Below are 23,223 nucleotides of genomic sequence, written 5' to 3'. Positions count from 1 at the left end.
CCCGGCCACAAGTCCCGGCGTTCAGGACAAGCGGCCTCGGGAACCGAGAGCCATGCACCCGCCTAGATGTCACGACGCCATCGTGACCGGGGTGCATGGTGAAATCGCTAAATCACCTTGTGAGTCGCGTCAAGCGGGACTGAGCCCCCGCAGGCGTTCAGACCGCCGCCGCAGCAGCTCTACCGTGGTCAACAGCGCAATCGAGATCACCACAAGGATGGTCGCTACTGCCAGAATGGTCGGGCTGATCTGTTCGCGCAGGCCGGTAAACATCTGCCATGGCAGTGTCTTCTGGCTGGCAGAGCCAACGAACAGCACCACAACCACCTCATCGAACGAGGTGATAAAGGCGAAGAGGCCGCCCGAGATCACGCCCGGCAGGATCAGGGGCATCTGAATCTTGAAAAACGTCCGCACCGGGCCCGCGCCCATATTCGCCGCCGCCCGCGTCAGAGAGCGATCAAAGCCCACCAGCGTCGCAGTCACGGTGATGATGACGAAAGGGATGCCCAGAACGGCGTGGGCAAGGACAACTTTCACATAGCCCACGAAGTTCTTGTTCATGCCCAGCGTGCCTTCCATGAAGCGACCGATATCGCTGTAGAAGAAGAACATGCCGGTGGCCGAGATGATCAACGGCACGATCATCGGCGAGATCAGGACGCCCATGATGACGCGGCGGCCGGGTACGTGGCTCTGGCTGAGGCCGATGGCCGCCAACGTGCCCAGCGAGACCGAGATGATCGTCGCAATCGGCGCGATGATCAGCGAGTTCTTGAAGCTGCGCTGCCATTCATTGTTGGTGAAGAAATCGCGGTAGTGCTTTAGCGAATACCCTTCGGGGTCCAGACTCAGCATCTCAGGGGTGAAGGTAAAGAAGTCCTGCGCGTTGAACGACAGCGGCAGAACCACAAGGATCGGGGTGATCAGGAACACGAAGATCGCACCGCAGATAACCCGAAACAGATAGTGATAGAACACCTGTTTTGGCGTCAGATAGCTGAGCAGTTTGCGGCGATACCGGCCTTCATAGAGCCAATAGATAAAGAAGATGAAAAACCAACCGCCCAATAGGCCCAGAATGCCACCCATCGGACCTGACAACAGGAAACCGATGATGCCGAAACCCAGGATATTGATCCAGCGCGCCAGTTTTTCGTTCTTCAGAACGTTGATGTAGACCCAGGCCAGCGCGGCGATCAGAGCTGCGCCACCCAGAATGCCCAAAAGGATCGAGCCGTTGCCCGCGCCGACAAAGACACCGGCGAAGGCACCCGCCAAGGCGACACTGGGCAGAACCATGGAGAGCGGTTTGCGGGATATCGGTGTAAGTGCAGCCATGTCGATTATCCCAACTTCACGTTATCAATGCCCACGATCTTGTCGTAGACCCAGTAGAGCAGCATGACGACACCCAGCAGGATCGTACCCAAGGCCGCAGCCAGTCCCCAGTTCAGCGAGGACGAGATGTGATAGGCGATCCGGTTCGAGATGAAGACACCCTTTGTGCCGCCAACGATTTCAGGCGTGATGTAGTATCCGATCGACAGAATGAATACGAGGATCGAGCCCGCTCCGATACCCGGAATGGATTGTGGGAAGTAGATGCGCCAGAACGTCGTCCAGTTGGTCGCGCCCATTGATTTCGCCGCGCGCGTGTAAGTCACCGGGATCGTCTGCATCACTGAATACATCGGCAGGATCATGAACGGCAGCAGGATATGCGTCATCGCAATGATCGTGCCGATCTGGTTATTGATGATCACCAGTCGTGCATCATCGGCCACAAGTCCAAGCCAGACCAATGTTTCATTAATCACGCCCTGCTGCTGCAACATCACTTTCCACGCCGAAGTCCGCACCAGAAGTGAGGTCCAGAAAGGCAAGAGGACAAGGATCATCAGCAGGTTCGACACCCGCATCGGTAGGGTCGCCAGCAGGTAGCTAACCGGATAGGCCAGCAGGATACAGGACACTGTAATCACCAGCGACATGAACAATGTGCGGCCAAACAGCTTGATCAGAATCTGCTTGTCTTCAGGCTGCGACTGCGCGCCTTCGGGCGTGCGGCGCATATCGACCGCGTTCAGGAAATAACCATTGGTAACCGTTGGCGAATGGGTCTTGATCACTGCCCACGTCTTAGGATCGCCCCAGCCCTCGTGAATCTCTATGATCTGGTCCTTGAAGGGTCCATCGGTTTCAGGGTCAAGCTTGCCCATTTTCCGGCCAGAGCGGCGGAACAAAGAAGACATGCCAGTCTCTTCGTAGTTCAGACGCGAGCCAAGGCGGGTGTGGGTTTTGCTATCAACGGCAACGACCATGTCGCGAACGAATGCGTCGTATACTGCTTCGTCCGGAAGCTCACCGCTTTGGGCGTCCCAGCTTTGCAGGGCTTCCACAGTAAGCGGGAGGGTCTCCGAAACCATGCTGTTTTCAACCGAGCGGAACAGCATTGAAGCAATCGGCACGATAAAGGAAAACATGACAAATAGCAGAAGCGGAGCGACGAGCATCAATGCTCGTAACTTCTGCCGCCGCAGTGAACGTGCCAGCGATTGCTTGAGCGGCGTTCCGTCCGCTGCCAGCATCGGCCCCGCATTTTGGCTTGCGTCAGTCATCTGTGCCCCTTGACTCTGCTTGGGTCTGGGGGCGGCGCACCGCCCCCGACTGTTTCATGAAATCAAACGATTATTTCGCAAGCCAAGCCTGGAATTTCGCTTCGATGTCATCGCGGTAATCCGCCCAGAACTCGTAGTTATACAGGAACGTGTTCTTGGCGTTTTCCGGATCGGTCGGCATGTGCGGCGCCATGTCGATGCCAAGCTCGGCATGCTGACCAACCAGCGGAGCCGACGAGGCACGGGCCGGACCGTACGAGATGTACTTGGCCTGATCCGCCAGACGCTGCGTGTCCGTTGCGAACATGATGTAGTCCAGCGCACGCTGCTGACGCTCTTCGCTCAGGCCGGCGGGGATGATCCAACCGTCCAGGTCAAAGATCTGCGCGTCCCACAGCATGGCAACGGGCTGCTTCTGCTCTTCGATCACGCTGAACAGACGACCGTTATAGGTCGAGCCCATGATGATCTCGCCATCGGCCAGAAGCTGCGGCGTGTCGGCACCCGCGGACCACCAGACGACGTTGTCCTTGATGGTTCCCAGTTTCGCCAACGCCTGATCCTGACCTTCTGGAGTCGCCAGAACGTCATAAACGTCATCTTTGGCGACGCCGTCACAGATCAGCGCCCATTCCATGTTGTTGATGGCGCGCTTTTCCAGTGAACGCTTGCCCGGATAGGCCTCCAGATCAAATACGGCGCAGACATCGGTCGGAGGTGTGTCACCTACCAAGTCTGTACGATAGCCGAATGTAGTCGAATACACGATCTGCGGGATAAAGCACTCGCTGACCAGCAGGTCACCGAAATCATCGGCAGCCGAAGTGCCGTCGGGCGCCGGGGCCAGCATGGTGTCGGGGTCGATCTCCATCGCCAGACCCTCGTCACACAGACGAATTGCGTCCGCAGCAACAACATCCACTACGTCCCAGGTGATGTTGCCCGCTTCGTTCATCGCGCGCAGCTTGGCAACCGCTTCGGCCGAGCTGTCATCGTTAAGGATAGTGATGCCGCTCTTTTCAGAATAGGGCTCGTGATACGCCTTCAGCTGTGACTTGGAATAGGCTCCGCCCCACGAGACAATCGTCATCTCCTCGGCCATGGCGCCTCCGGCCACGGCAACAATGGCGCTTGCCATCAAAGTGGTCTTAACTTTCATTGTTAACTCCCTGTTATACCCGTAAATTTCTGAACAGACCGGATCACGGGGCAACCCGGCCGCCATTTACCCCCCAGCGATCCACCAGGGGACGTTCTTCATCAGGCGTCAAGTGCCCGGCAATCATGGGCCAACCAACCGATTTCAACTTCCTGGCCGGGCGACAACCGAACCGCATCGGGAGCGTTTCGGGTCTTGATGATAAAGTCTTCATTGCCCGCCACAGATAGACGGAACCGGAAGACATCACCCATATAGATGAATTCTTTGACAGTCGCCTTTAGCGTATGCGCATCGGCATGCAGGCGATCTTTGTTGAACTCCACCCGTTCGGGGCGGATTGAAACTTTGGTCCGTTCACCTGCAGCGCTGACATTGACCGGTTTGGCGTCAATTTCTGATCCATCATCCAGTGCAACCACGCAGGAGTCGCCGCTGATTGATTTAACAACGCCTTCCAACGTGTTGTTTTCGCCAATGAATTGGGCAACAAAGCTGTTTTCGGGCTCTTCATAGAGCAGATCCGGCGGCGCAAGCTGCTGGATGCGTCCGTCGTCGAACACGGCCACGCGATCCGACATCGTCAGCGCCTCTGTCTGGTCGTGGGTCACGTAAACTGTCGTAATCCCCAGCTCATGCGCCAGACGGGTAATCTCGAACTGCATATGTTCACGCAGTTGCTTGTCCAGCGCGCCCAGTGGCTCGTCCATCAAGACCAGCTCGGGCTCGAACACCAAGGCACGGGCCAAGGCGATCCGCTGTTGCTGACCGCCGGACAGTTGCGCCGGACGGCGGCTGCCAAAGGCGCCCATCTGGACCATATCCAGCGCACGCTTCACTTTTTCTTCCCGATCGCTTTTGCCGATGTTGCGCACTTCAAGCGGGAACGAAAGGTTTTCAGCCACAGTCATATGCGGGAACAATGCATAGTTTTGAAACACCATGCCGATCCCGCGTTTATGAGGTGGAATATTGTTGATCGGGCGCCCGTCCAACATGATTTCGCCATGGGTAGCGGTCTCAAAACCAGCCAACATCATCAGGCAAGTCGTCTTGCCAGACCCAGAGGGGCCCAGCATTGTCAGAAACTCACCCTTTGGCATTGAGAGGTTAAGATCTTTTACAACGAGTATCTCGCCGTCATAAGATTTTTGAACACGCTGAAATTCGACGAACGCTGCGTCATTTGACATTACCAACTTGGCTCCCCTGTGCGGTCTTTGCTTGCCCGGTTCATCCGGATCTCAAAGACCAGTCCACCCTATTTAAGGACATGGGGGACCAACCACGCAACCATAAATGTGACAGCTAGGCGACAAAGAATCCTGAAATTCACTTCTGCTCAACTGATATTTCGATATTTCGCCCGCAACGCAAGGCCTTGAATCGCGTAATTAACTTGCTTCATTCGCCTCTATTCAACTTCCTAACCCACAAAATTAAAATAATATTTTTAATGGGTTATAATTACAACCTAAACCACCACATCTCACAGCCCAGACCTCGACATCGATACTGAGTTGCTGAGAGATTTGCATGTCGAAATTCCTCGACCGATTGGAAAACGCCAAAATTATCTGGTGCAATCCAATCTAAAAACCGCGCTTTGGGGGGCAATTAATCTCATTTTGATAGGGCGGAGGTGCGGATTTGCGCACCTCCCGTTTTCAGGCGCAATCGGATTCTGCCTTTGGGGGCAGTTGCACCCTCTTAGCTTGCCGCTTCCTGCGCTTATTCCGGGGCAGGATTCAGATGTTTCTTGACCTTCTTCAATCCGGCACTTCGGATAAAATGCACAGAACTTGGGCATCGCTCCCAATGTTCAGGGCCTCGCAGACATCTGCATTCATCGCTGCTGCGACGCCCGCCCCGCCCGAAGCAGTTGTCGCCAACCCAGCCTCTGCCATAGCAGGTAAATACCGCACCACGTCGTCATCCGAGAGCGTCAGAAAACAGTCTGCATCCCGCGCCAGACCATTCAGCGCGATCAGCGAGGGTTCTTTACAGTCCAGCCGCCCCATGATGCTGTCAGGCCCATCCGCAAAGACGCAGGTACCTGCTTCGATACTGGCTTGCAACGCAGGGGCCGCTTCGGGTTCCACGACAATGATCTTGGGTCCATCACCCCAGGCATGGCGCGCATAAGCTGCAACCGCCCCTGCCAACCCACCTACCCCGGCCTGCAAAATGATATGCGTGGGCGCATTTGGGCATTGGCGCACCGCTTCTGCAGCCATCTGCAGATACCCCTCCATCAGGGTGTGCGGCAGCTCGTAATACCCGTCCCACGAGCTGTCAGATAGCAATGTCCAACCGTTATCCTGCGCCGCTTTGCCAGCAGCCTCCATACTGGCAGCATAATCCGTACCTTGACGAACGACCCTGGCTTTTTGCGCACGAAGGCGTTCCGCGAAACTTTCAGGTACGGTTTCGGCGATATAGACCACTGCATCAGCCCCAAATATCCGTGCACCTGCTGCTACACTCATCCCGTGGTTACCCGCGCTAGCGGTGACATAGGTTTTCCCGCGTAAAGTAAACTCATCCGGTGTCTGCGCCAGATCAGCAGCGTGACGGGCGATGACATAGGCAGCCCCCAAAGCCTTGAATGACCCGAGGTTCATGCGCCCACGCTCATCTTTGACCCATAGATCGGCGACATTGGCCAAATCCTTGGCTTCAACCAGATTGGTTTCCGCTGCTGCAGGGCAAACTGTTAACAAATCAGCTACGCGAGCCGCGTTTATCGAAGGAAATGGAGCATTAGGAATCAATTTTTCCTTGCCGCGGTGTGGGTTTGAACTGAGTTTCAACAGTATTTCCTTCCTGAGTTGTCCATTGACGTGATCGGATTCGTAAAGTTCTGTCAACACGTCTCTAATCACGACACGAGGATCCGATGAGCCAAGTGAATCCGGCATTCATGCGGGGGGAATTTGACCGTCGGCTGTCCAAAACACGAAAAGCCGTGACCGAGGTCGGGCTGGACGCGCTGTACTTCGAAGACCCTTCGAACATGACGTGGCTAACCGGATACGAGGGGTGGTCGTTCTACGTCCATCAGGGCGTTTTGGTCTTTCATGACGCAGACCCGATCTGGTGGGGACGCAATCAGGATACGAATGGGGAACGACGTACAGTGTGGATGCCAGATTGTCAGATACGTCCACATTGAACGCCGCGCGTGCTGCGGCTATCCAGTGGGTCTGAGCTATCTCCCGGACTGGGGTGAGCGCACGATATCTCTGCGTCCCGAGGATGAGACAATCCTGGAACCTGGCAAGACGTTTCACTTTATGCCTGGCCTCTGGTTGAATGACTGGGGGTTAGAGATCACCGAGTCGATCCTGATCACCGATACCGGTCCTGCCGAATGTTACTGTAACCGCCCAAGAAAGCTGTTTGTAAAGCCATGCCCCTGCAAAGAACCCAAGATATCCTCGCCGATCTGATCGCGTTTGAAACGGTATCTGCAGACAGCAATCTTCAGATCATCAGCTATCTAAGGGACAGGTTGCAGGCCTTGGGTGCACGCTGTATCGAAACCCGAGATGATACTGGCACCAAGGCCAATGTATTTGCTTCCTTAGGCCCAGACATTCCCGGCGGCATCCTGTTATCCGGCCACACGGACGTAGTTCCCGTCGCGGATCAGAACTGGACATCAGACCCGTTTTTGATGACCGAGAAAGACGGCAGGCTTTACGGACGTGGCACCTGTGACATGAAGGGCTTCATCGCCGCCGCACTTGCACTTGCCGAAACGCTGGATGTCAGCAAGCTGACCCAACCGCTGCATTTTGCCTTCACCTATGACGAAGAAACCGGATGCCTGGGCGCGCAGAACATGGTCAACGACCTGTCTGAACGCGGCATCGTGCCGGATATTGCCATCATCGGCGAGCCCACCGAAATGCGCCTGATCGAGGGGCACAAGGGGTGCTATGAATACACTACCCGATTTATCGGGCTCGAAGGACACAGCTCGGCCCCGGATGATGGGGTGAATGCGGCGGAATACGCGGCACGCTATGTAGGAAAACTTCTGGAACTGCGCCAGATATTGAAATCCCGCGCGCCAACAAACAGCCCCTTCGAGCCACCCTGGACCACTATAAACGTGGGGTTCTTCAATAGCGGCGTCGCCCATAACGTCATTGCCAGCAAAGCCGATGTCGGCTGGGAAATGCGCCCGGTTCAGGCCAGCGATGCAGATTTCGTCAAGCAAACCCTGACTGACTATGTGACGCACAGCCTGCTGCCCGAAATGCAGGCCGTCCATAGTGAAGCCAGCATCACGCAGGATATCACGGCCGAGGTTGCAGGCCTTGAGCCCATGGAAGAAAACGCCGCCCGCAAACTGGTTGCCGAGCTGACCGGGGCGAACGGAACAGGTGTTGTGTCATTCGCCACTGAAGCTGGCCTGTTTCAGCAGCTTGGCACCCACGCGATTGTCTGCGGTCCCGGCTCGATCACACAGGCCCATAAAGCAGATGAGTACGTCGAGATCGAACAGCTCGACCTATGCTGTCGGATGCTGGACCGGCTTGGGCAACGCCTGACCTCTTAACCTGCCCCATGAGTGCGATCATAAGCAGATCGCTTGGGCTGAATATGCGCGTTTCGGATGTCTTCACCGGGGTCATAGGCTTCCATAACCAATGGATAACAGGCGGCTGCGTCCGAGGAATGCTCGGACGAGCAATCGCCCCCGGGACAAGCTGAAAGGCCGACGATCAGGTCAATCTCGGCGTAGAATTCCAGATAATCACCCGGACGCACCGGGCTTGCCTTCATGAAGTATTGGCCTGTGTCCTGCGTAAATCCGGTGCACATGAAGACGTTCAACACGTCGTGGACGTGCATTTCGGCCTCATGCAGCGGCAGGCCACAATGGCTGGCCAATGCCCGTGTCAGGTTGGAATGGCAGCAATAATGGTAGTCATCGCCAGACAGCAGTCGCCCGGTATATGGGTCACAGCGGGTCCCGATTACGTCATGCACGGATCCGCCGTATGAATCGAACCCATACCAATCCAGAGTATCCGTAACGATGGTCGCCATGGGCCGCATATTCGGAAAACTTGACCACATCCGATCCCCGGTCGACAGATGCGTGCCATGCAGCGCGCGGGTTTTGCCGGAATAGAACCGTTCGGTCAGGTCGTGCTTGTACCACATGTTAAGATCACCGACCTGCGCGCCATCGACCGACACCACCCGAATAAAGGCCCCCGCGGGCACTTCAATACAGGCCGCATCACGCGGGGCTGCTATGACTTCGGCGGTTTTCACCGCGCGCTGCCTCAGGTCAGTCAACGCAGCCAGATCAGGTTGCGGTACCGTTTCGGGCGGATAGCAAATGACCGGAGGGATCGCCCTCCGGTCATTTGCGTCTGCCGGAGGTTCAAAATTCGGATGTTTCAACTTCATGACCGCGCTCCGATATCTTCATGACAACAGACCTAGCGCATCACAAACGGGTTCGCCATCGGCTCTTGCGAGGTGCTGATCCAGGTGGTCTTGGTCCGGGTGTAATCCAGGATCGCCTCAACCCCGGCTTCACGGCCATACCCTGATTGATTGAACCCGCCAAACGGCGCGATAGGAGAGATCGCGCGATAGGTATTAACCCAACAAATCCCAGATTTGATCCGCTTGGACACCCGATGCGCCCGCGCCAGGTTCTGCGTGAACACACCTGAACCCAGCCCAAAGACTGTGCTATTGGCCAATGCGATGGCCTCTTCTTCGGTATCGAAGGGCAGCAGAGACATAACCGGGCCAAACATCTCAACTTTCAACGTCTCGGTCTCGGGCGATATGCACTCAACCAGTGTTGGGTTCATGTAATTGCCGGGCCTATCCGCAGGTTGCCCGCCGAAATGGACCACGGCCCCCTGCTCCGCTGACTTGGCCAGAGTCTCTTCGATCTTGTTCACTTGCGCCAAGGTACATAGCGGTCCGACATGGGTACCGGCCTCCAGCGGGTCACCCAGAACGATTGCACCCGCCTTTTCTTTGATGCGGCCGATCAGATCTTGCAGAACGGATCGCTGCACCAGCCCGCGCGTGCCCGCAACGCAACTTTGCCCCGACGCGCCAAAGTTTCCGGCGATCAGGCCATTTGCGGCCCCATCCAGATCCGCGTCTTCAAAAACAAGTATCGGCGACTTGCCACCAAGCTCCAGCGAAGTGACGGCGAAGTTTTCGGCGGAATTCCTGACCACATGGCGCGCTGTCTCGGGGCCACCGGTAAAGGCGATGCGATCCAGATCGGGATGGCGGGTCAGTGGAATTGCACAGTTTTCCGCATCCCCGGTGATGACCGAGACAACGCCCGCGGGGAATCCGGCCTGTTCAATCAAACGCGCGAACTCCAGCATCGGGGCCGGCGCAATTTCGGATGCCTTCAGCACGACGGTACACCCAGCCGCAAGCGCCGGGCCCAACTTAGTCGCCGTCAGGAACATTTGTGCATTCCAGGGCACAATAGCCGCGACAACACCAATGGGTTCGCGCGTGGTAAACACATGCATATCCGGCTTGTCGATGGGCAGAACCGTCCCTTCAACCTTATCCGCAAGCCCTGCGAAATAGCGGTAGTAATCCGCGACATACCCAGTTTGCGCCGAGGTTTCTGCCAGCAGTTTACCGCTGTCTGTTGTCTCAAATTCTCCAAGCCGTGCAGCGTTTTCGGCAACTAGGTCGGCCAGGCGATAAAGAAGCTTGCCGCGCGCGGTGGCCGTCATGTCGCGCCATTGCGGATCATCAAGCGCACGTTTGGCGGCGGCGACTGCCCTGTCGACATCCTCAGGTGCCGCACAGGAAAACGTAGCCCACCCCTGCCCAGTTGCGGGATTTGCAGATGTCATAACCTGAGACGTCGCCCCCTCAGACCAGGCGCCATCAATGAAAAGCTGAAAATGCGGTAGATTTCCCATAGTGTTCCTCACTGAAAGGCTGGCATGACATCGTCGATGAACCGCGCCAAAGAGGCACGTTTTCGCTCGTTCGTCATCCCGCTGTCGACCCAGAACGAAAACTCATCATAGCCCAAATCTTCATAACGTTTGATCCGGTCAATAACCTGCTGCGCTGTACCAACCGTCAGGTCGCGCGCCAGCTTATCACTTGTGTACATCTGGTTTGCATCCATCTCGTCCTGGGTGATCCGTTGGATCAACCCTTGCTCGACCGGGCGTTTATTCATGAACCAGGCACCGAAATAGTTGTAATACCGGCGCAATTCCTGAACGCCTTGCGCAACATCGTCTGCGTCTTTGCCGACATATGTGTGATGCAACAGCATGATTTTGGGGCGCGGTCCGGTATGGCTGTCGCAGGCTGCATTGAAGCGGTCCATCAGCGTTTCAATCTCTTCCATGCCCTGCCACAGGGGAGTGACCTGGATGTTAAACCCGTTGTGGACACCGAATTCATGACTATTGGGGTCCCGCGCCGCGATCCAGATCGGCGGACCGTTTTTCTGAAACGGTTTCGGCGCAGAGGTGGTGGCCGGGAAGGAATAGAACTCTCCCTCATGCGCGCAATCGCCCTGCCAGATTTGCGGAAGCAAAGGGGTTGTTTCGCGCATCCGTTGGCCCGCTTCCCAGGCATCCATCCCCGGCATCAAGCGCTCATATTCGTAGGAATATGCGCCCCGTGCGATCCCCAGTTCAATCCGGCCTTTGGTAATCTGATCTGCCGCCGCCGCCTCTCCGGCCAGTTTGATCGGATGCCAGAACGGAGCGACTACCGTACCCGTCCCCAGCCGTACATTCCGGGTGTGATGAGCCAGATCGACTAGCGAGATAAAGGGGTTGGGCGCGATGGTGAACTCCATCCCGTGATGCTCACCCGTCCAGACGGCGCGCATCCCGCCCTCGTCCGCCATTTTCACAAGGCTGACGAATTCGTCATACAGAACGTCATGCGGCTGATCTGGGGACAAACGTTCCATATGGGCAAACAGGGAAAATTCCATTGACCTGCTCCTTTATCGTAAGCTGTGAATGTCGCCCTGCGAGGCGTCACCAAGGTAGAGAGCAAAATCCCCCTCTTTGGCTTCCATCGCATAGCGGGTCATCATATGGCGGACACCGCCGGACACGTATTTCAGGTTCGGAAGGTCATCCGTTCTGATCCATTCGGCGCCCTCAAGCGGCGTTGGTCGGGGGCAGCTGGCCAGAAAATAGGTGTAATGCTGCTTTGTTTCCGCATCGTCGAATGAGGAATAGACCTGTTCGACCTGCACCTTCAGCCCGCGTTCGGACAGGCCCTGGGTCAACCGGTTTCGCTGCCCACCGCGTTCAACCCCGGCGATTTGAATGGGACGATAGGCACCGTTGCTCTGCTCAAGCAAAACGCTGTCGCCATTGCGGATGATCGCACCGCAGATCGTGGGCACCATGGCGTCTATTTCACGTTCGAGCCCCAGACTGAAATACGACCCGCCGACATATCCAAGACCCTGCCCGACCGAGTGCGAAAACTCTGCCACTTCACCGATCAATAAGGTATGATCACCGGCGGGAAGGACCCGATGGGTTTTGCAGCAAAACTGCGCCAGCGCACCGTCGATCAGGGGCAGATCATAAAGACCATTGCTGTGCGCGACCTTTGCAAACCGGTCCCCTTTATACCCAGCGAAAGTATTCGATATCTCTTGCTGTCCATCTGCAAGCACATTCACCGCAAACCGGGTGCAGTTGGCGAAAATATCGTGGCTGGACAGAAACTTCCCCGGACACACCAGCAGCAATGGCGGGTCAAGCGATACGGACGAAAACGAGTTTGCGGTGAACCCAACTGGCGCGCCCTGCGGATCCCGTGCCGTCACCACTGTCACCCCGGTCATAAAGCTGCCAAAGGCGTCACGCAAAGCTCGGGGGTCCATACTTGTCATGGCTGGCACCCCCCCACAAATTCCAACAGCTGTGCGTTTACTTCGGCGGGATGAGTCATCGGCAACATATGTGCGGCACCTGCGATGATTGCCGCTTGTCCCGAGGGAACCAAACGCGCCATGTCCCGAGACATTTCAGGCGTCGAATTCGGCTCATCCGCGCCGGTCATGAACAAGGCGGGACAAGCGATACGGGCCAGTTCATCATCGGAAGGACCGTCCGTTTCGGCAAAAGCGGTATACGCGGATTTGTAGGCCGCCGGATCAACCTCAGTCAGCCAGCGCATGCAGGCCAGTCGCTCGGCGGACGAGGCTTCGCCAAACCAACGTTGCAACGTGACAGTGGGATCATTTGGCCCCGATACGTCCAAGGCCGAGGCACGTGCGACGACGGCCTTGCGCGCGGCAGCCGGACGCCGATGGATCGCATTCAATGCCGCAACGCCAAGAACGCTATCTGGCACATCCGCCGCCAGTCGGAGCGCAATCAGGGCGCCCATTGAATGGCCGATCAAGACAGCGGGCTCTGTTAGCACGGACGCCGTGCGGTGCACGTATGCCTCCAAGCCAGTCGGATGATCAAAGCTCGACTGACCATGTCCTGACATATCCGGGCACAAGACACGATACCCCGCCGCGACCAGAGCGTCGATCTGCGCACCCCACGCCTCGGCTCGCAGACCAACCCCGTGCAGCAGAATAACCAGCGGCCCTTGGCCCTGATCAATCACCGCCAGGGTGCTGAGTTCAGACCGAGGCCGGGTTGTCCACGTCATGGCCCAAATCCTTGAGGTCCTGATAACGGTCGCCGATCCGATGATGGGGACGGCCCGAGGTTGCGCCACCCAGCACGACCACAATTTCATCCGCGCGCGGTGCGTCGGGGATTGCAAACTGCAGCGTCAGATAATGCGATCTACGCCCGGCATCATTCTTGTCCATCATGGGCACCATGATCGGAGTGTTCGCCGGACCGCGGGTATTGGTGAAGGACAGATAGGACTTGGCCCCAACCGCTTGACGATAGTAATTCCCGAAATGCAGCGTGTGGATCAGGCCCGAGGCATGTTCGACCTCGCCATCCAGCCCTACAACCGCCGCTTTGCCATAGGCTTCGATCACCTCGCCGCCACCTGCAAGCGTGACCATCCGGTCAGTCAACATTTGCCCCAGCACAGGCCCATAGGCCAGAATTTCCGGTCTCAGATCCTCGACATACCGGCCAGCCCAAGGGTTCGACACAACCGCCGCAACGGCAAACATGCGCCACGGGCGGTCGGCGGCACGAAATCCTTCAACCAGAACCTCTTCGTCGAAAGTCACTATTTTTCTGATATTTGGCTGCACTGCCGTCTCCCCAAATCTGCTTGAGGAAATATCACCGTTAGAAACATCTTTTGACAAACGAAAGAACTTGAGCCTTAGGTATTAACAACACTAATAGGTTGGTTACCGATGGCAAAAACACTCCCTCCCCTGACGTGGTTCCGGTCGTTCGAAGCAGCGGCGCGGCGGCTTAGTTCAACTGCTGCAGCGGATGAAATCGGGTTGACGCAATCCGCAGTCAGCCAACAAATCAAAGCCTTGGAAACCCGTCTGGGCGTCGTTCTGTTCCACCGCCACGCGCGCGGTCTTTCTTTGACGGATGAAGGGCGGAAGCTGCTGCCACAGGTCGAGGCAGCCTTGGACATGCTGCATTCCGCCGCCTCGCCCTATTTGGCCGAGGAAAAGGCACGCCATATCACGGTCGCAGCCTCTATCAGTATTATCGAATGGGTCATCTCTCCGGCTTTGCCGGAATTTCAGGCCCAGCACCCCGAAACCTCACTCCGATTTGTCAGCACGATCTGGCCTGACGAATACGCAGCATCGCGCGCCGATATCGAGGTCCGCTTTGGCTCGGAAAAACAAGTCGGGAAGAATGCGAAACCGTTGAAACCCAATCGCCTTGTTCCGGTGATGTCTCCAAATCTCGGCGGCGATTGGGTGGACCTGCCCCTGATCGAATCCGTCGGCACATCGGACAGTTGGGCGTCGTGGGGGGAGGCCACCGGCCAGAAACCGCGCAAACCTTCTTATTTTGTGGATTCCTATGGCCTGGCCCTGCAACTTGCCGTGTCAGGCAGCGGCGTTGCGCTGGTGAATTCTATCATCGCAGAGCAAGCCCTGAAATCGGGCAAAGTCCACCTTGCCAGCAAAGATTCCGCACCCGCCAGTGAGGGTTATTTTTTATCCGTCCTTCGCAACTCAGCCGAGGTATCGGATTTCACCGATTGGTTTTCCGGCCTTATTTCTTGTGCCTGAGGGTCTGATTCAGACACACCCATGTCGCATATGGGGATATCGCCGCGCCCGAAAATAATGAAGTTTGGAAGAAAAGGTCCGATTCATGAGATATTCCGGCTTTCGAGTTATCAAAGAGGCGTTAACCGGCCACAAAGGGTGGAAACCGGTTTGGCGTGAACCTGAACCTAAGGCCCATTACGACATCATCGTAATCGGTGGCGGCGGGCATGGTCTGGCAACCGCGCATTACCTTTCCAAAATCTACGGCCAACGAAATGTTGCCGTAATCGAGAAAGGCTGGATCGGTGGCGGAAATGTGGGCCGAAACACCACGATCATTCGCTCGAACTACCTGCTGGATGGGAATGAGCCGTTCTATGAGTTCTCGCTGAAGCTGTGGGAAGGGCTCGAGCAGGACCTGAACTATAACGCAATGGTCAGTCAGCGCGGTATCGTCAATCTGTTCCATACAGACGGACAGCGTGACGCCTATACGCGACGTGGCAATGCGATGATCCTGAACGGGGCCGATGCCGAATTGCTGGACGCAGATCAGGTGCGGCGCGAACACCCTTATCTGAATTTCGACGACGCTCGCTTTCCGATCAAGGGCGGCCTTGTTCAACGGCGCGGCGGTACCGTGCGCCATGATGCAGTGGCCTGGGGCTATGCCCGGTCAGCCGACCTGCATGGCGTCGATATTATCCAGAACTGCGAAGTTACCGGGCTGCGGATCGAAGATGGCAAATGTCTTGGGGTCGAAACGACTAAGGGCTTTATCGGCGCCTCCAAAGTCGGATGCGCCGTTGCGGGCAGTTCGGGGCGCGTTATGGGGATGGCCGGACTGCGCCTGCCTATCGAAAGCCACGTTCTACAAGCCTTTGTATCTGAGGGGCTAAAGCCTGTCCTGCCCAGTGTCATCACCTATGGCGCGGGGCATTTTTATGTCAGTCAGTCCGACAAGGGCGGGCTGGTGTTTGGTGGCGATCTTGACGGCTATAACACCTATGCCCAACGCGGCAACTTGCCCGTGGTCGAGGATGTTTGCGAAGGTGGCATGGCATTGATGCCGATGATCGGACGCGCCCGGTTGCTGCGGATGTGGGGTGGCGTGATGGACATGTCGATGGATGGCTCTCCGATCATTGACCAAACGCCGGTCGAGGGCCTCTATTTCAACGGGGGCTGGTGCTATGGCGGGTTCAAGGCAACTCCGGCTTCGGGCTATTGCTTTGCACATCTGCTTGCGAAGGACGAACCGCACCCTGTCGCAACGGCCTATCGGTTGGACCGGTTCCGCACCGGCCGGATGATCGACGAAAAAGGCGCGGGCAATCAGCCCAACCTGCATTAAAGGGGACAGCAGACATGATAATCAACCACCCCCTTCTTGGGCCTCGCGACGCATCGGAATTCACCTATCTGGGCGACGCCGCGCTGATTGACCGCCCCGATTGGCAGGCGGAAAATGCCGCCGAGGTCTTTCACGACTATGCCTATCTGCGTGACAACCCGGCAGGCGAGCACCGTGAACTTTGGTACCACGAAACAGGTGACCGATCCTGGCTGGTAGTCACGCGCAACACGCTGACCCACGAGATTTCAAAGGTGGAACTGGCCCGCGATGTGGCCCGCGAACGGGGGCGCTCCAAATGACGCAGGTGAACCGGCTGAATGGCGGACAGATCGACCGCAATACAACGCTGAACTTCCGCTTTGACGGGCGCAGCTATACCGCCCATCCCGGCGACACCTTGGCATCTGCCCTGCTGGCCAATGATGTGCGTCTGATCGGGCGGTCTTTCAAATACCACCGTCCGCGCGGATTGCTGACCGCAGGATCCGAAGAGCCGAACGGCCTGGTCGAACTGCGCTCGGGCGCCCGCAAAGAGCCCAATACCCGCGCAACAACCATCGAGATGTTCGAGGGGCTTGAGGCGCGATCACAGAACCGCTGGCCCAGCCTGAAATTCGACGCGCTGGCCGTGAATGACATGTTTTCCAACTTCCTGTCTGCGGGTTTCTACTACAAGACTTTCATGTGGCCTGCAGCCTTCTGGGAAAAGCTGTACGAGCCTACAATCCGTCGCGCAGCCGGGCTTGGATCGCTTTCGATGCAAGAGGACCCGGACGAATACGACAAGGGTTTTCGCCATTGCGATCTGCTGATCATTGGTGCCGGACCAGCCGGTCTTATGGCGGCATTGACCGCGGGTCGTGCGGGCTCGGATGTCATTCTGGCGGATGAGGATTTCGCCCTGGGCGGTCGCCTGAACAGCGAAACACTCACCATAGACGATGCTGCGGCGTCTGACTGGGCGGCGCAGGCCGTGGCCGAACTGTCCGCGCTGCCAAACGTTCGCTTGATGCCGCGCACCACAGTGATTGGCGCGTTTGACCACGGCATCTATGGCGCGGTCGAGCGTACGGGCGATCACCTGCCCAGCCTGCCCGCAGGCAAACCCCGGCAAGTCCTGTGGCGCATCTATACCCAAAAGGCGCTGCTGTGCGCAGGCGCGACCGAGCGGCCAATCGCGTTCGAAAACAATGATCGCCCCGGCATCATGACAGCCAGCGCCCTGCGGACCTATGCCAACCGGTTTGGAGCAGCGGCATCGCAGCGCGTCGCGGTCTTTACCAACAATGATGACGGCCACCGCACCGCAGCTGATCTGCACGCCAAAGGTGTCAAAATCACTGCGGTGATCGATGTGCGCAAAGACGCCCCCATCAGCCATGACTACGAAGTTCTGCAGGGTGCTCAGGTCACAAATACCAAAGGCCGACTGGAGCTGAGCTTTGTCGAAGTCGCCCTGCCCGATGGCTCAACCCGGACATTGGAATGCGGTGCCTTGGGCGTCTCGGGCGGTTGGAACCCCAACGTCCACATGACCTGCCACCAGCGCGGCCGCCCCGCATGGGATGAGACGCTGGCCGCCTTTGTTCCCGGCGCGGACCTGCCGGTAGGCATGTCCGTTGCCGGCGCGGCAAACGGCGATATGTCTACCCACGGCGCGTTGCGCTCTGGCGCCGAGGCCGCAATCGCCGCTTTGGACCTGACCAACGCCAAACCCGATCTGCCCGAGGCCGAGGACACACCCATCGCGCAGACCCCATTCTGGTACGTTCAGGGCTGCAAACGCGCATGGCTGGACCAGCAGAACGATGTGACGGTCAAGGATGTCCGTCTCAGCTATCAGGAGGGCTTCCGTTCGGTCGAGCATCTGAAACGCTATACCACGCTGGGCATGGCCACGGACCAGGGCAAGACCTCGAATATCGGCGGGCTGGCGATCATGGCCGAGCTGGCCGGTAAGTCGATCCCCGAGACCGGTACCACCATCTTCCGCCCGCCCTATACCCCCGTCCCGATTGCCACTTTCGCAGGCCGGATGAAGGGTAAAGAGTTTCACCCCACCCGCCTGACGCCCTCACACCACTGGGCCGAAGAACGCGGCGCGGTGTTTGTCGAGGTTGGCAACTGGCTGCGTGCGCAGTGGTTCCCCCTGCCCGGCGAGACCCATTGGCGCGAGAGCGTGGACCGTGAAGTGCGTCAGACGCGTGCCTCGGTCGGGGTGTGCGATTGTACGACTTTGGGCAAAATCGACGTGCAGGGCACCGATGCGGCAGCGTTCCTGAACCGCGTCTATGCCAATGCTTTCGCCAAGCTGGCAGTCGGCAAAACCCGCTATGGCCTGATGCTGCGCGAAGATGGCATAGCCATGGATGACGGCACCGCCGCGCGACTGGCCGAGGATCATTTCGTCGTCACTACCACGACCGCAAATGCCGTAGTCGTCTATCGCCACATGGAATTCGTGCGCCAGTGCCTGTGCCCGGACATGGATGTGCAGCTGATATCCACCACAGAAGGATGGGCGCAATATGCAGTTGCCGGGCCCAATTCCCGTAAGCTGCTGCGAAAAATCATCGACCCGGAATTCGACATCTCGAATGAGGCCTTCCCCTTTATGGCCTGTGGAACCATCACCGTGTGCGGCGGCCTTCGGGCGCGGCTGTTCCGGATTTCGTTCTCTGGCGAGTTGGCATTCGAAATCGCGGTTCCCTCTCGCTATGGCGACGCGCTGATGCGGCGGCTGATGACCGAGGGCGAAGAGTTCGACGTTGTCCCCTATGGCACCGAAGCACTGGGCGTCATGCGGGTCGAAAAAGGCCATGCTGCAGGCAGCGAGTTGAACGGCACCACAACCGCCCTGAACCTGGGAATGGGCCGCATGGTGTCCAAAAAGAAGGACAGCATCGGATCAACCCTGTCGGAACGCGAGGCACTGAACCAACCGGATGCACTGATGCTGGTGGGGATCAAACCGTTGGAGCCTGAAAACAAGGTAACCGCCGGTGGCCACCTGATGAACACTGACGGCCCGGTCGATGCAGCCCATGATCAGGGCTATGTCACCTCAGCCGTCTACTCACCCATTCTGAGCAGCAATATCGGGCTGGGATTGTTGAAAAACGGCGGCGACAGGCTGGGCGAGAAAATGCGCCTTGTCTCTCCGCTGACGGACCTGACGGTCGAGGTGGAAATTGTCTCGGCCCATTTCGTTGACCCGGAAGGAGAACGTCTGCGTGGATAATCTGGTTGCGATAACCGCCCTCGGCGCGGCTGACCCTCGGGTAGACACGGTTGGGCCTGTCACCTGTTCCGAGATACCGGGCGTGGCGTTGGCATCAGTCGCGGCGCGGCTCGGTCAGGAAACAGCGGCCAAAGCCGCATTGAAGAAACTGATTTGCGCTGAGGCACCAAAGGTCCAGAGGTTTGAAGGAACCGCAATCACCGCCTTTTGGGCGGGGCCGGAGCAATGGATGGTTGAAGCACCGCATGACACGCACGAGGACCTTGCTACGCAAGTAAAATCTGCCATTGGGTCTGCGGCCTCTGTCACTGAACAGACCGATGCCTGGGTGCGTTTCGACCTGGCTGGTACGAACATTCAAGCAGTGCTGGAGCTTTTGTGCCAGTTGGATCTGCGCATATTGACTAAGGGAACGGCGGCGCGCAGCTCGATCCACCATATTGGCTGTTTCGTGCTGTGTCGTGGTTCGGATCACTACAGCCTGTACGGTCCGCGCTCGTCCGCCAAATCTCTGCACCATGCGATGCTGACGGCGATGCGATCAGCGCTTTAGTCAGCGCCTAGACCGAGGGCAAAGGGGCGTTATCCTCAACCCGGAAACGGTTGATGCGGCGCCTGTCCTCGCTGGGGCTCAGGCCAAAAGCCGACCGGTAATGCGTCACCAAGGGCGCGACAGATCCATAGCCGACAGCGGCCGCGATCTGGGAAATGGGGTCTTTGGTATAAACCACCATCTGACGCGCCGCCTTCATCCGCATTGCGCGGTAATAATGGCTAGGGCTGTGTCCGGTTGCCTGTTTGAATGCCCGCTCGATCTGACGAGGCGTGACGCCCATTTGTTTCGCGACTTCGGCAATCGAGATCGCTTGACCTATATTGGCGGCAAACATTTCAACGCTGCGTGAAACAAGCGGTGGAAGGCGGTCTCCCGTTTTCGGCGCTGTCGCATTGGGCACCTGCTGACGCACTGCCGCACCGCGCATCATCGGATGTTGAAACCAGCACGCAACCTCATGCGCAATGTCACCGCCCAAGCGGTCGTGAACCAAATGCAGTGCCAGGTCGAACCCTGCCGCTGCACCGGCGGCGGTATAGCGCGTCACGGTGCGCACGATCACTTCGCTCCGGGCGTCCATATCGGGAAACTCGGCCTCAAAAGCCGCCTCATAGCACCAGTGGACCGAGACCGGCTGACCTGCCATTGCACCGGATCGCACAAGAGGGAATACGCCACCGCTGATCCCGCCCAGAACTGTTCCGTGCCTCCCAAGACCACGCAGCAAGGCATTGCCGCTAACAGCGTTGCCAAAGACCGAAGACGGGCTGCTGAGCAGGAATAAAATGTCGATATTCCTGCAGTCCGCCAACGCGCGATCTGCTTCGAACCCAACCCCTGCGCTTGACTGAACCTTTTGACCACGTTCAGAAACCAGCGACCATCTAAACGCTTGATGACCTGCGATTTCATTGGCCGCCCGCAGGGGTTCGATCACCGATGTCAAACAAGCCATCGGAAAGCCATCGAACAGCAGAAAGCCGATATCGATTCTGTCCTGATCCGTCATAGATCCGTCCTAACAAGTTCCTGGCAGCAACCCTACACCAAGTTTATGCCCAGCGGATCAGTCCAATAATGGCAGAGGTCGCATAGAACGCCTGCAACAGCAAAAACGTCCAGCGCCGATCAATCAATGCCCATGCGGCAAACAGTGCCGACGACACCAACAGTAGAGAGAATCCAAGAATCTCAGCGCCAATATTCGAAGCAATCAGCAAGGCATAAGCCATAGCCAGAACTGATCCGGTCATCTCAAACAGTGTTGTCAGGCGGCGGTTAGCTGTTCTTTCTTCCGTCATCAATTACACTTACCTTTGCCGAAAGAAGAAGACAGCGTCAGCGGGCCAGATTTGCATTCCGACTGATGTTCGAAGTCTGTGATATCCTCCGAGTATAGATTGTTCATTTCGAAGCTCCGCGTACATTGTGTTCGCGATACCTAATCTGACATTTGCCTTTGCCGCAAATGAATGATTATCATTCAATGATCAAAATCTGTCATGGAAAATCATGAACGAACGTTTGGAAATAGACGCCTTGCGCGCGCTGCTCGCAATCGCGACCTATGGTGGTGTAACCCGTGCGGCCCGACATCTGGCGCTTTCGCAATCGGCAGTCAGCCATAAGATCGGCCGTTTAGAGCGCGCACTGAATTGCAAGCTGCTGACTCGTCGCAAAGGTGCCCCCCTGTTCACAGAAGACGGGCTGCGTCTTTGTGAATACGCCCGTCGAATTACCACTCTGCATGACGAAGCGGTGGCCTCACTTGGTAACAGGCCGCTCACCGGCCACTTGCGGCTTGGCATGACCGAGGATGCGACAACCAGCGGGATCGCTCAAATTCTTGGACGTTTCACGCGGCTGTACCCCGATGTTCGCGTACGAACCCGCACTGGTCAAAGCCTGAATGTTCAGGATTGGTTGAAGGCCGGTGAATTAGACTTGGCGGTGATTCAGATATTTCGCAACGACGTGCAGCCCGAAGATCTGATCCTGTTTCAGGATTCCCTTCATTGGGTCAAATCACCCGACTATCGTCTGAATCTGTCAGAACCGGTTCCGTTTCTGTCCTTTGACACACAGTGTTTCTACCGAAGATGGGGAATGGAAGACAGTCAGCAACAGGACCACCGTTTTGACAATATCCTGGAATGTCCAAGTGCAGCAGGAATCCAGTCGGCTGTTCGATCTGGGCTGGGCATAGCGCTATTGAACGGGATGCACATTACACCAGACATGGAAGTCATCAACGATGTCTTTCCTACCCCTCCAGAGCTTGCCTATGTCGCACGGGTTCAGATGAACAACCGCAACGCCGTGACAAAAGCGCTGATTGCGGAGATAGCAAAAGAGGTCGAACGCGCGTTTCCCTTGCGCGTAGCAGTTTAGTGGTCAGGTCTTCATTAAACCAAAGCCACTCGACATCCTCTGTCGCCGACGATCGATTGACTTGCGGAACGCTGTTTCGCTGACCAGTGACAGCGGAAAAAGAACCCTCTCGCCAACGCCGTCAATCACGGTCAGCTTGCCACCTCTTTCCTGCGCACGAACGATGTTTTCGAACCCCATGTCACCCACAATGATCCGGCCGCTTTCGAGATCGTCAAACAGTTCCATCAATTCAGCATGAAGACGTTCACGTCCGGCTTGATCCTTGGCCAGCGCGACGCGTTCCGAATGCAGGGTTGGCGCAAGATCTCCGTCTGGGCCGGTCAGTTTTTCCACCACTATCGCCGGGCCCGCTGATGTTGGCGCATATCCCATGAATTGCGCCAACCTCTCGATCTCGGGGCATCCACGGTTGAGCGCCGCCAGATATTCGTTTGCTTCGCGGTTCCATTGGCGCAGATTGCCATAGCGCCATTCGGCATAACGCGGCAGAAAATGGCTACGCACAGGTTCGTCCACCCGCACTTTCAGCAGCGCCCCTTCGACCTCGGGGTGCTGATAAATCAGATAGTTGCGACTTTTTCGCAGGGGTTTGTGGTCGCTCAGGTCAATCATGTCCGGGTGTTCCAACAGGGGTTGGGGTCTGTGTCCTTGAATGCCGGACAGCCCAAGTGGGCGCATTCATAGAATTTTCTCAAACCTGT

The 23,223-nt window shown here is 57.1% G+C and carries 22 protein-coding genes and 1 pseudogene; 9 read left to right on the top strand and 14 right to left on the bottom strand.

Annotated features, from left to right (window positions below; genetic code table 11):
* Positions 1-129: 129 nt before the first annotated feature.
* The 5 genes from AC2FH6_RS01380 to AC2FH6_RS01360 all read right to left on the bottom strand — a co-directional run bounded on the left by AC2FH6_RS01380 (position 130) and on the right by AC2FH6_RS01360 (position 6,593).
* Positions 130-1,341, bottom strand: a complete 1,212-nt coding sequence (locus tag AC2FH6_RS01380) for an ABC transporter permease (RefSeq protein ID WP_281972192.1) — start codon at positions 1,339-1,341, stop codon at positions 130-132.
* A 5-nt stretch (positions 1,342-1,346) separates the two neighbouring features.
* On the bottom strand, positions 1,347-2,621 hold the full coding sequence (locus AC2FH6_RS01375; protein ID WP_142634170.1) for an ABC transporter permease: 1,275 nt from the start codon (positions 2,619-2,621) through the stop codon (positions 1,347-1,349).
* A 70-nt stretch (positions 2,622-2,691) separates the two neighbouring features.
* Entirely contained in the window at positions 2,692-3,780 is a 1,089-nt protein-coding gene (locus tag AC2FH6_RS01370) for an extracellular solute-binding protein (RefSeq protein ID WP_142634172.1), read from the bottom strand.
* Positions 3,781-3,881: 101 nt separating this feature from the next.
* Positions 3,882-4,973 (bottom strand): ABC transporter ATP-binding protein, encoded by a 1,092-nt coding sequence (locus AC2FH6_RS01365; protein ID WP_496700864.1) that lies wholly within the window; start codon positions 4,971-4,973, stop codon positions 3,882-3,884.
* A gap of 576 nt (positions 4,974-5,549) precedes the next feature.
* The gene (locus AC2FH6_RS01360) at positions 5,550-6,593 is read right to left on the bottom strand and encodes a pyridoxal-phosphate dependent enzyme (RefSeq protein ID WP_496700862.1); all 1,044 of its coding nucleotides are present in this window, start codon (positions 6,591-6,593) and stop codon (positions 5,550-5,552) included.
* Positions 6,594-6,679: 86 nt separating this feature from the next.
* Between AC2FH6_RS01360 and AC2FH6_RS01355 the strand changes: the two genes are divergently transcribed.
* The 3 genes and pseudogenes from AC2FH6_RS01355 (at position 6,680) to argE (ending at position 8,350) form a co-directional block, all read left to right on the top strand.
* The gene (locus AC2FH6_RS01355) at positions 6,680-6,955 is read left to right on the top strand and encodes an aminopeptidase P family N-terminal domain-containing protein (protein WP_496700195.1); all 276 of its coding nucleotides are present in this window, start codon (positions 6,680-6,682) and stop codon (positions 6,953-6,955) included.
* Positions 6,951-7,232 (top strand): annotated as a pseudogene (locus AC2FH6_RS01350) (M24 family metallopeptidase); the annotation flags it as partial. The gene AC2FH6_RS01355 and the pseudogene AC2FH6_RS01350, both read left to right, overlap by 5 nt.
* A complete protein-coding gene (argE, locus tag AC2FH6_RS01345; protein ID WP_496700860.1) occupies positions 7,193-8,350 on the top strand; it encodes an acetylornithine deacetylase in 1,158 nt (385 codons plus the stop codon). The pseudogene AC2FH6_RS01350 and the gene argE, both read left to right, overlap by 40 nt.
* Here argE and AC2FH6_RS01340 read toward each other — a convergent pair.
* Genes AC2FH6_RS01340 through AC2FH6_RS01315 form a run of 6 tightly spaced genes read right to left on the bottom strand, consistent with a single transcriptional unit; the run spans position 8,347 to position 14,035 of the window.
* On the bottom strand, positions 8,347-9,213 hold the full coding sequence (locus tag AC2FH6_RS01340) for an urea carboxylase-associated family protein (protein ID WP_142634180.1): 867 nt from the start codon (positions 9,211-9,213) through the stop codon (positions 8,347-8,349). The two genes, argE and AC2FH6_RS01340, sit on opposite strands and share 4 nt — an antisense overlap.
* 32 nt (positions 9,214-9,245) lie before the next feature.
* Positions 9,246-10,724 carry an aldehyde dehydrogenase gene (locus AC2FH6_RS01335; protein WP_496700859.1) on the bottom strand — a complete coding sequence of 493 codons (1,479 nt, stop codon included), beginning with the start codon at positions 10,722-10,724 and terminating at the stop codon, positions 9,246-9,248.
* An 8-nt stretch (positions 10,725-10,732) separates the two neighbouring features.
* On the bottom strand, positions 10,733-11,767 hold the full coding sequence (locus AC2FH6_RS01330; protein ID WP_496700857.1) for an LLM class flavin-dependent oxidoreductase: 1,035 nt from the start codon (positions 11,765-11,767) through the stop codon (positions 10,733-10,735).
* Between the two features lie 12 nt (positions 11,768-11,779).
* Complete coding sequence (locus AC2FH6_RS01325) at positions 11,780-12,688, bottom strand: flavin reductase family protein (RefSeq protein ID WP_496700855.1); 909 nt, start codon at positions 12,686-12,688, stop codon at positions 11,780-11,782.
* Positions 12,685-13,464 (bottom strand): alpha/beta fold hydrolase, encoded by a 780-nt coding sequence (locus AC2FH6_RS01320; RefSeq protein ID WP_496687824.1) that lies wholly within the window; start codon positions 13,462-13,464, stop codon positions 12,685-12,687. Before AC2FH6_RS01320 ends, AC2FH6_RS01325 begins: the two co-directional genes overlap by 4 nt.
* Entirely contained in the window at positions 13,436-14,035 is a 600-nt protein-coding gene (locus AC2FH6_RS01315; RefSeq protein WP_496690654.1) for an amino acid synthesis family protein, read from the bottom strand. The genes AC2FH6_RS01320 and AC2FH6_RS01315 overlap by 29 nt, the downstream gene beginning before the upstream one ends.
* A gap of 108 nt (positions 14,036-14,143) precedes the next feature.
* On the opposite strand from AC2FH6_RS01315, the gene AC2FH6_RS01310 reads away from it, so the two are divergent.
* From AC2FH6_RS01310 to AC2FH6_RS01290, 5 genes are all read left to right on the top strand, one after another.
* Entirely contained in the window at positions 14,144-14,992 is an 849-nt protein-coding gene (locus tag AC2FH6_RS01310; protein ID WP_496700188.1) for a LysR family transcriptional regulator, read from the top strand.
* An 85-nt stretch (positions 14,993-15,077) separates the two neighbouring features.
* Positions 15,078-16,328, top strand: coding sequence for a sarcosine oxidase subunit beta family protein (locus AC2FH6_RS01305; protein ID WP_496695231.1), 1,251 nt, complete (start codon positions 15,078-15,080; stop codon positions 16,326-16,328).
* 14 nt (positions 16,329-16,342) lie between these two features.
* A complete protein-coding gene (locus tag AC2FH6_RS01300) occupies positions 16,343-16,630 on the top strand; it encodes a sarcosine oxidase subunit delta (RefSeq protein ID WP_496690657.1) in 288 nt (95 codons plus the stop codon).
* Complete coding sequence (locus AC2FH6_RS01295) at positions 16,627-19,572, top strand: sarcosine oxidase subunit alpha family protein (protein ID WP_496700853.1); 2,946 nt, start codon at positions 16,627-16,629, stop codon at positions 19,570-19,572. The genes AC2FH6_RS01300 and AC2FH6_RS01295 overlap by 4 nt, the downstream gene beginning before the upstream one ends.
* On the top strand, positions 19,565-20,125 hold the full coding sequence (locus AC2FH6_RS01290; RefSeq protein WP_496700851.1) for a sarcosine oxidase subunit gamma: 561 nt from the start codon (positions 19,565-19,567) through the stop codon (positions 20,123-20,125). Before AC2FH6_RS01295 ends, AC2FH6_RS01290 begins: the two co-directional genes overlap by 8 nt.
* Positions 20,126-20,132: 7 nt before the next feature.
* On the opposite strand, the gene AC2FH6_RS01285 is transcribed toward AC2FH6_RS01290, so the two are convergent.
* Both AC2FH6_RS01285 and AC2FH6_RS01280 read right to left on the bottom strand, forming a co-directional pair.
* Positions 20,133-21,137 (bottom strand): GlxA family transcriptional regulator, encoded by a 1,005-nt coding sequence (locus tag AC2FH6_RS01285; protein WP_496700850.1) that lies wholly within the window; start codon positions 21,135-21,137, stop codon positions 20,133-20,135.
* Positions 21,138-21,180: 43 nt separating this feature from the next.
* Positions 21,181-21,429: a hypothetical protein gene (locus AC2FH6_RS01280; RefSeq protein ID WP_496700848.1), complete on the bottom strand. Its 249-nt coding sequence runs from the start codon at positions 21,427-21,429 to the stop codon at positions 21,181-21,183.
* Positions 21,430-21,640: 211 nt separating this feature from the next.
* On the opposite strand from AC2FH6_RS01280, the gene AC2FH6_RS01275 reads away from it, so the two are divergent.
* On the top strand, positions 21,641-22,519 hold the full coding sequence (locus tag AC2FH6_RS01275; RefSeq protein WP_496700846.1) for a LysR family transcriptional regulator: 879 nt from the start codon (positions 21,641-21,643) through the stop codon (positions 22,517-22,519).
* Between the two features lie 3 nt (positions 22,520-22,522).
* Here the strand turns inward: AC2FH6_RS01275 and AC2FH6_RS01270 are convergent, their stop codons facing one another.
* Positions 22,523-23,200, bottom strand: a complete 678-nt coding sequence (locus tag AC2FH6_RS01270; RefSeq protein WP_496700845.1) for a YrbL family protein — start codon at positions 23,198-23,200, stop codon at positions 22,523-22,525.
* Positions 23,201-23,223: the final 23 nt, after the last annotated feature.

This window comes from Ruegeria sp. CDSC045 (assembly GCF_059610725.1).
This window is presented reverse-complemented; position numbering and strand designations above follow the sequence as displayed.

Excerpts from the sequence above, each read along its gene's own strand:
- AC2FH6_RS01380 (WP_281972192.1), bottom strand. The coding sequence starts at position 1,341 with ATGGCTGCACTTACACCGATATCCCGCAAACCGCTCTCCATGGTTCTG.
- AC2FH6_RS01375 (WP_142634170.1), bottom strand. The coding sequence starts at position 2,621 with ATGACTGACGCAAGCCAAAATGCGGGGCCGATGCTGGCAGCGGACGGA.
- AC2FH6_RS01370 (WP_142634172.1), bottom strand. The coding sequence starts at position 3,780 with ATGAAAGTTAAGACCACTTTGATGGCAAGCGCCATTGTTGCCGTGGCC.
- AC2FH6_RS01365 (WP_496700864.1), bottom strand. The coding sequence starts at position 4,973 with ATGTCAAATGACGCAGCGTTCGTCGAATTTCAGCGTGTTCAAAAATCT.
- AC2FH6_RS01355 (WP_496700195.1), top strand. The coding sequence starts at position 6,680 with ATGAGCCAAGTGAATCCGGCATTCATGCGGGGGGAATTTGACCGTCGG.
- argE (WP_496700860.1), top strand. The coding sequence starts at position 7,193 with ATGCCCCTGCAAAGAACCCAAGATATCCTCGCCGATCTGATCGCGTTT.
- AC2FH6_RS01340 (WP_142634180.1), bottom strand. The coding sequence starts at position 9,213 with ATGAAGTTGAAACATCCGAATTTTGAACCTCCGGCAGACGCAAATGAC.
- AC2FH6_RS01335 (WP_496700859.1), bottom strand. The coding sequence starts at position 10,724 with ATGGGAAATCTACCGCATTTTCAGCTTTTCATTGATGGCGCCTGGTCT.
- AC2FH6_RS01330 (WP_496700857.1), bottom strand. The coding sequence starts at position 11,767 with ATGGAATTTTCCCTGTTTGCCCATATGGAACGTTTGTCCCCAGATCAG.
- AC2FH6_RS01325 (WP_496700855.1), bottom strand. The coding sequence starts at position 12,688 with ATGACAAGTATGGACCCCCGAGCTTTGCGTGACGCCTTTGGCAGCTTT.
- AC2FH6_RS01320 (WP_496687824.1), bottom strand. The coding sequence starts at position 13,464 with ATGACGTGGACAACCCGGCCTCGGTCTGAACTCAGCACCCTGGCGGTG.
- AC2FH6_RS01310 (WP_496700188.1), top strand. The coding sequence starts at position 14,144 with ATGGCAAAAACACTCCCTCCCCTGACGTGGTTCCGGTCGTTCGAAGCA.
- AC2FH6_RS01305 (WP_496695231.1), top strand. The coding sequence starts at position 15,078 with ATGAGATATTCCGGCTTTCGAGTTATCAAAGAGGCGTTAACCGGCCAC.
- AC2FH6_RS01300 (WP_496690657.1), top strand. The coding sequence starts at position 16,343 with ATGATAATCAACCACCCCCTTCTTGGGCCTCGCGACGCATCGGAATTC.
- AC2FH6_RS01295 (WP_496700853.1), top strand. The coding sequence starts at position 16,627 with ATGACGCAGGTGAACCGGCTGAATGGCGGACAGATCGACCGCAATACA.
- AC2FH6_RS01285 (WP_496700850.1), bottom strand. The coding sequence starts at position 21,137 with ATGACGGATCAGGACAGAATCGATATCGGCTTTCTGCTGTTCGATGGC.
- AC2FH6_RS01280 (WP_496700848.1), bottom strand. The coding sequence starts at position 21,429 with ATGACGGAAGAAAGAACAGCTAACCGCCGCCTGACAACACTGTTTGAG.
- AC2FH6_RS01275 (WP_496700846.1), top strand. The coding sequence starts at position 21,641 with ATGAACGAACGTTTGGAAATAGACGCCTTGCGCGCGCTGCTCGCAATC.
- AC2FH6_RS01270 (WP_496700845.1), bottom strand. The coding sequence starts at position 23,200 with ATGCGCCCACTTGGGCTGTCCGGCATTCAAGGACACAGACCCCAACCC.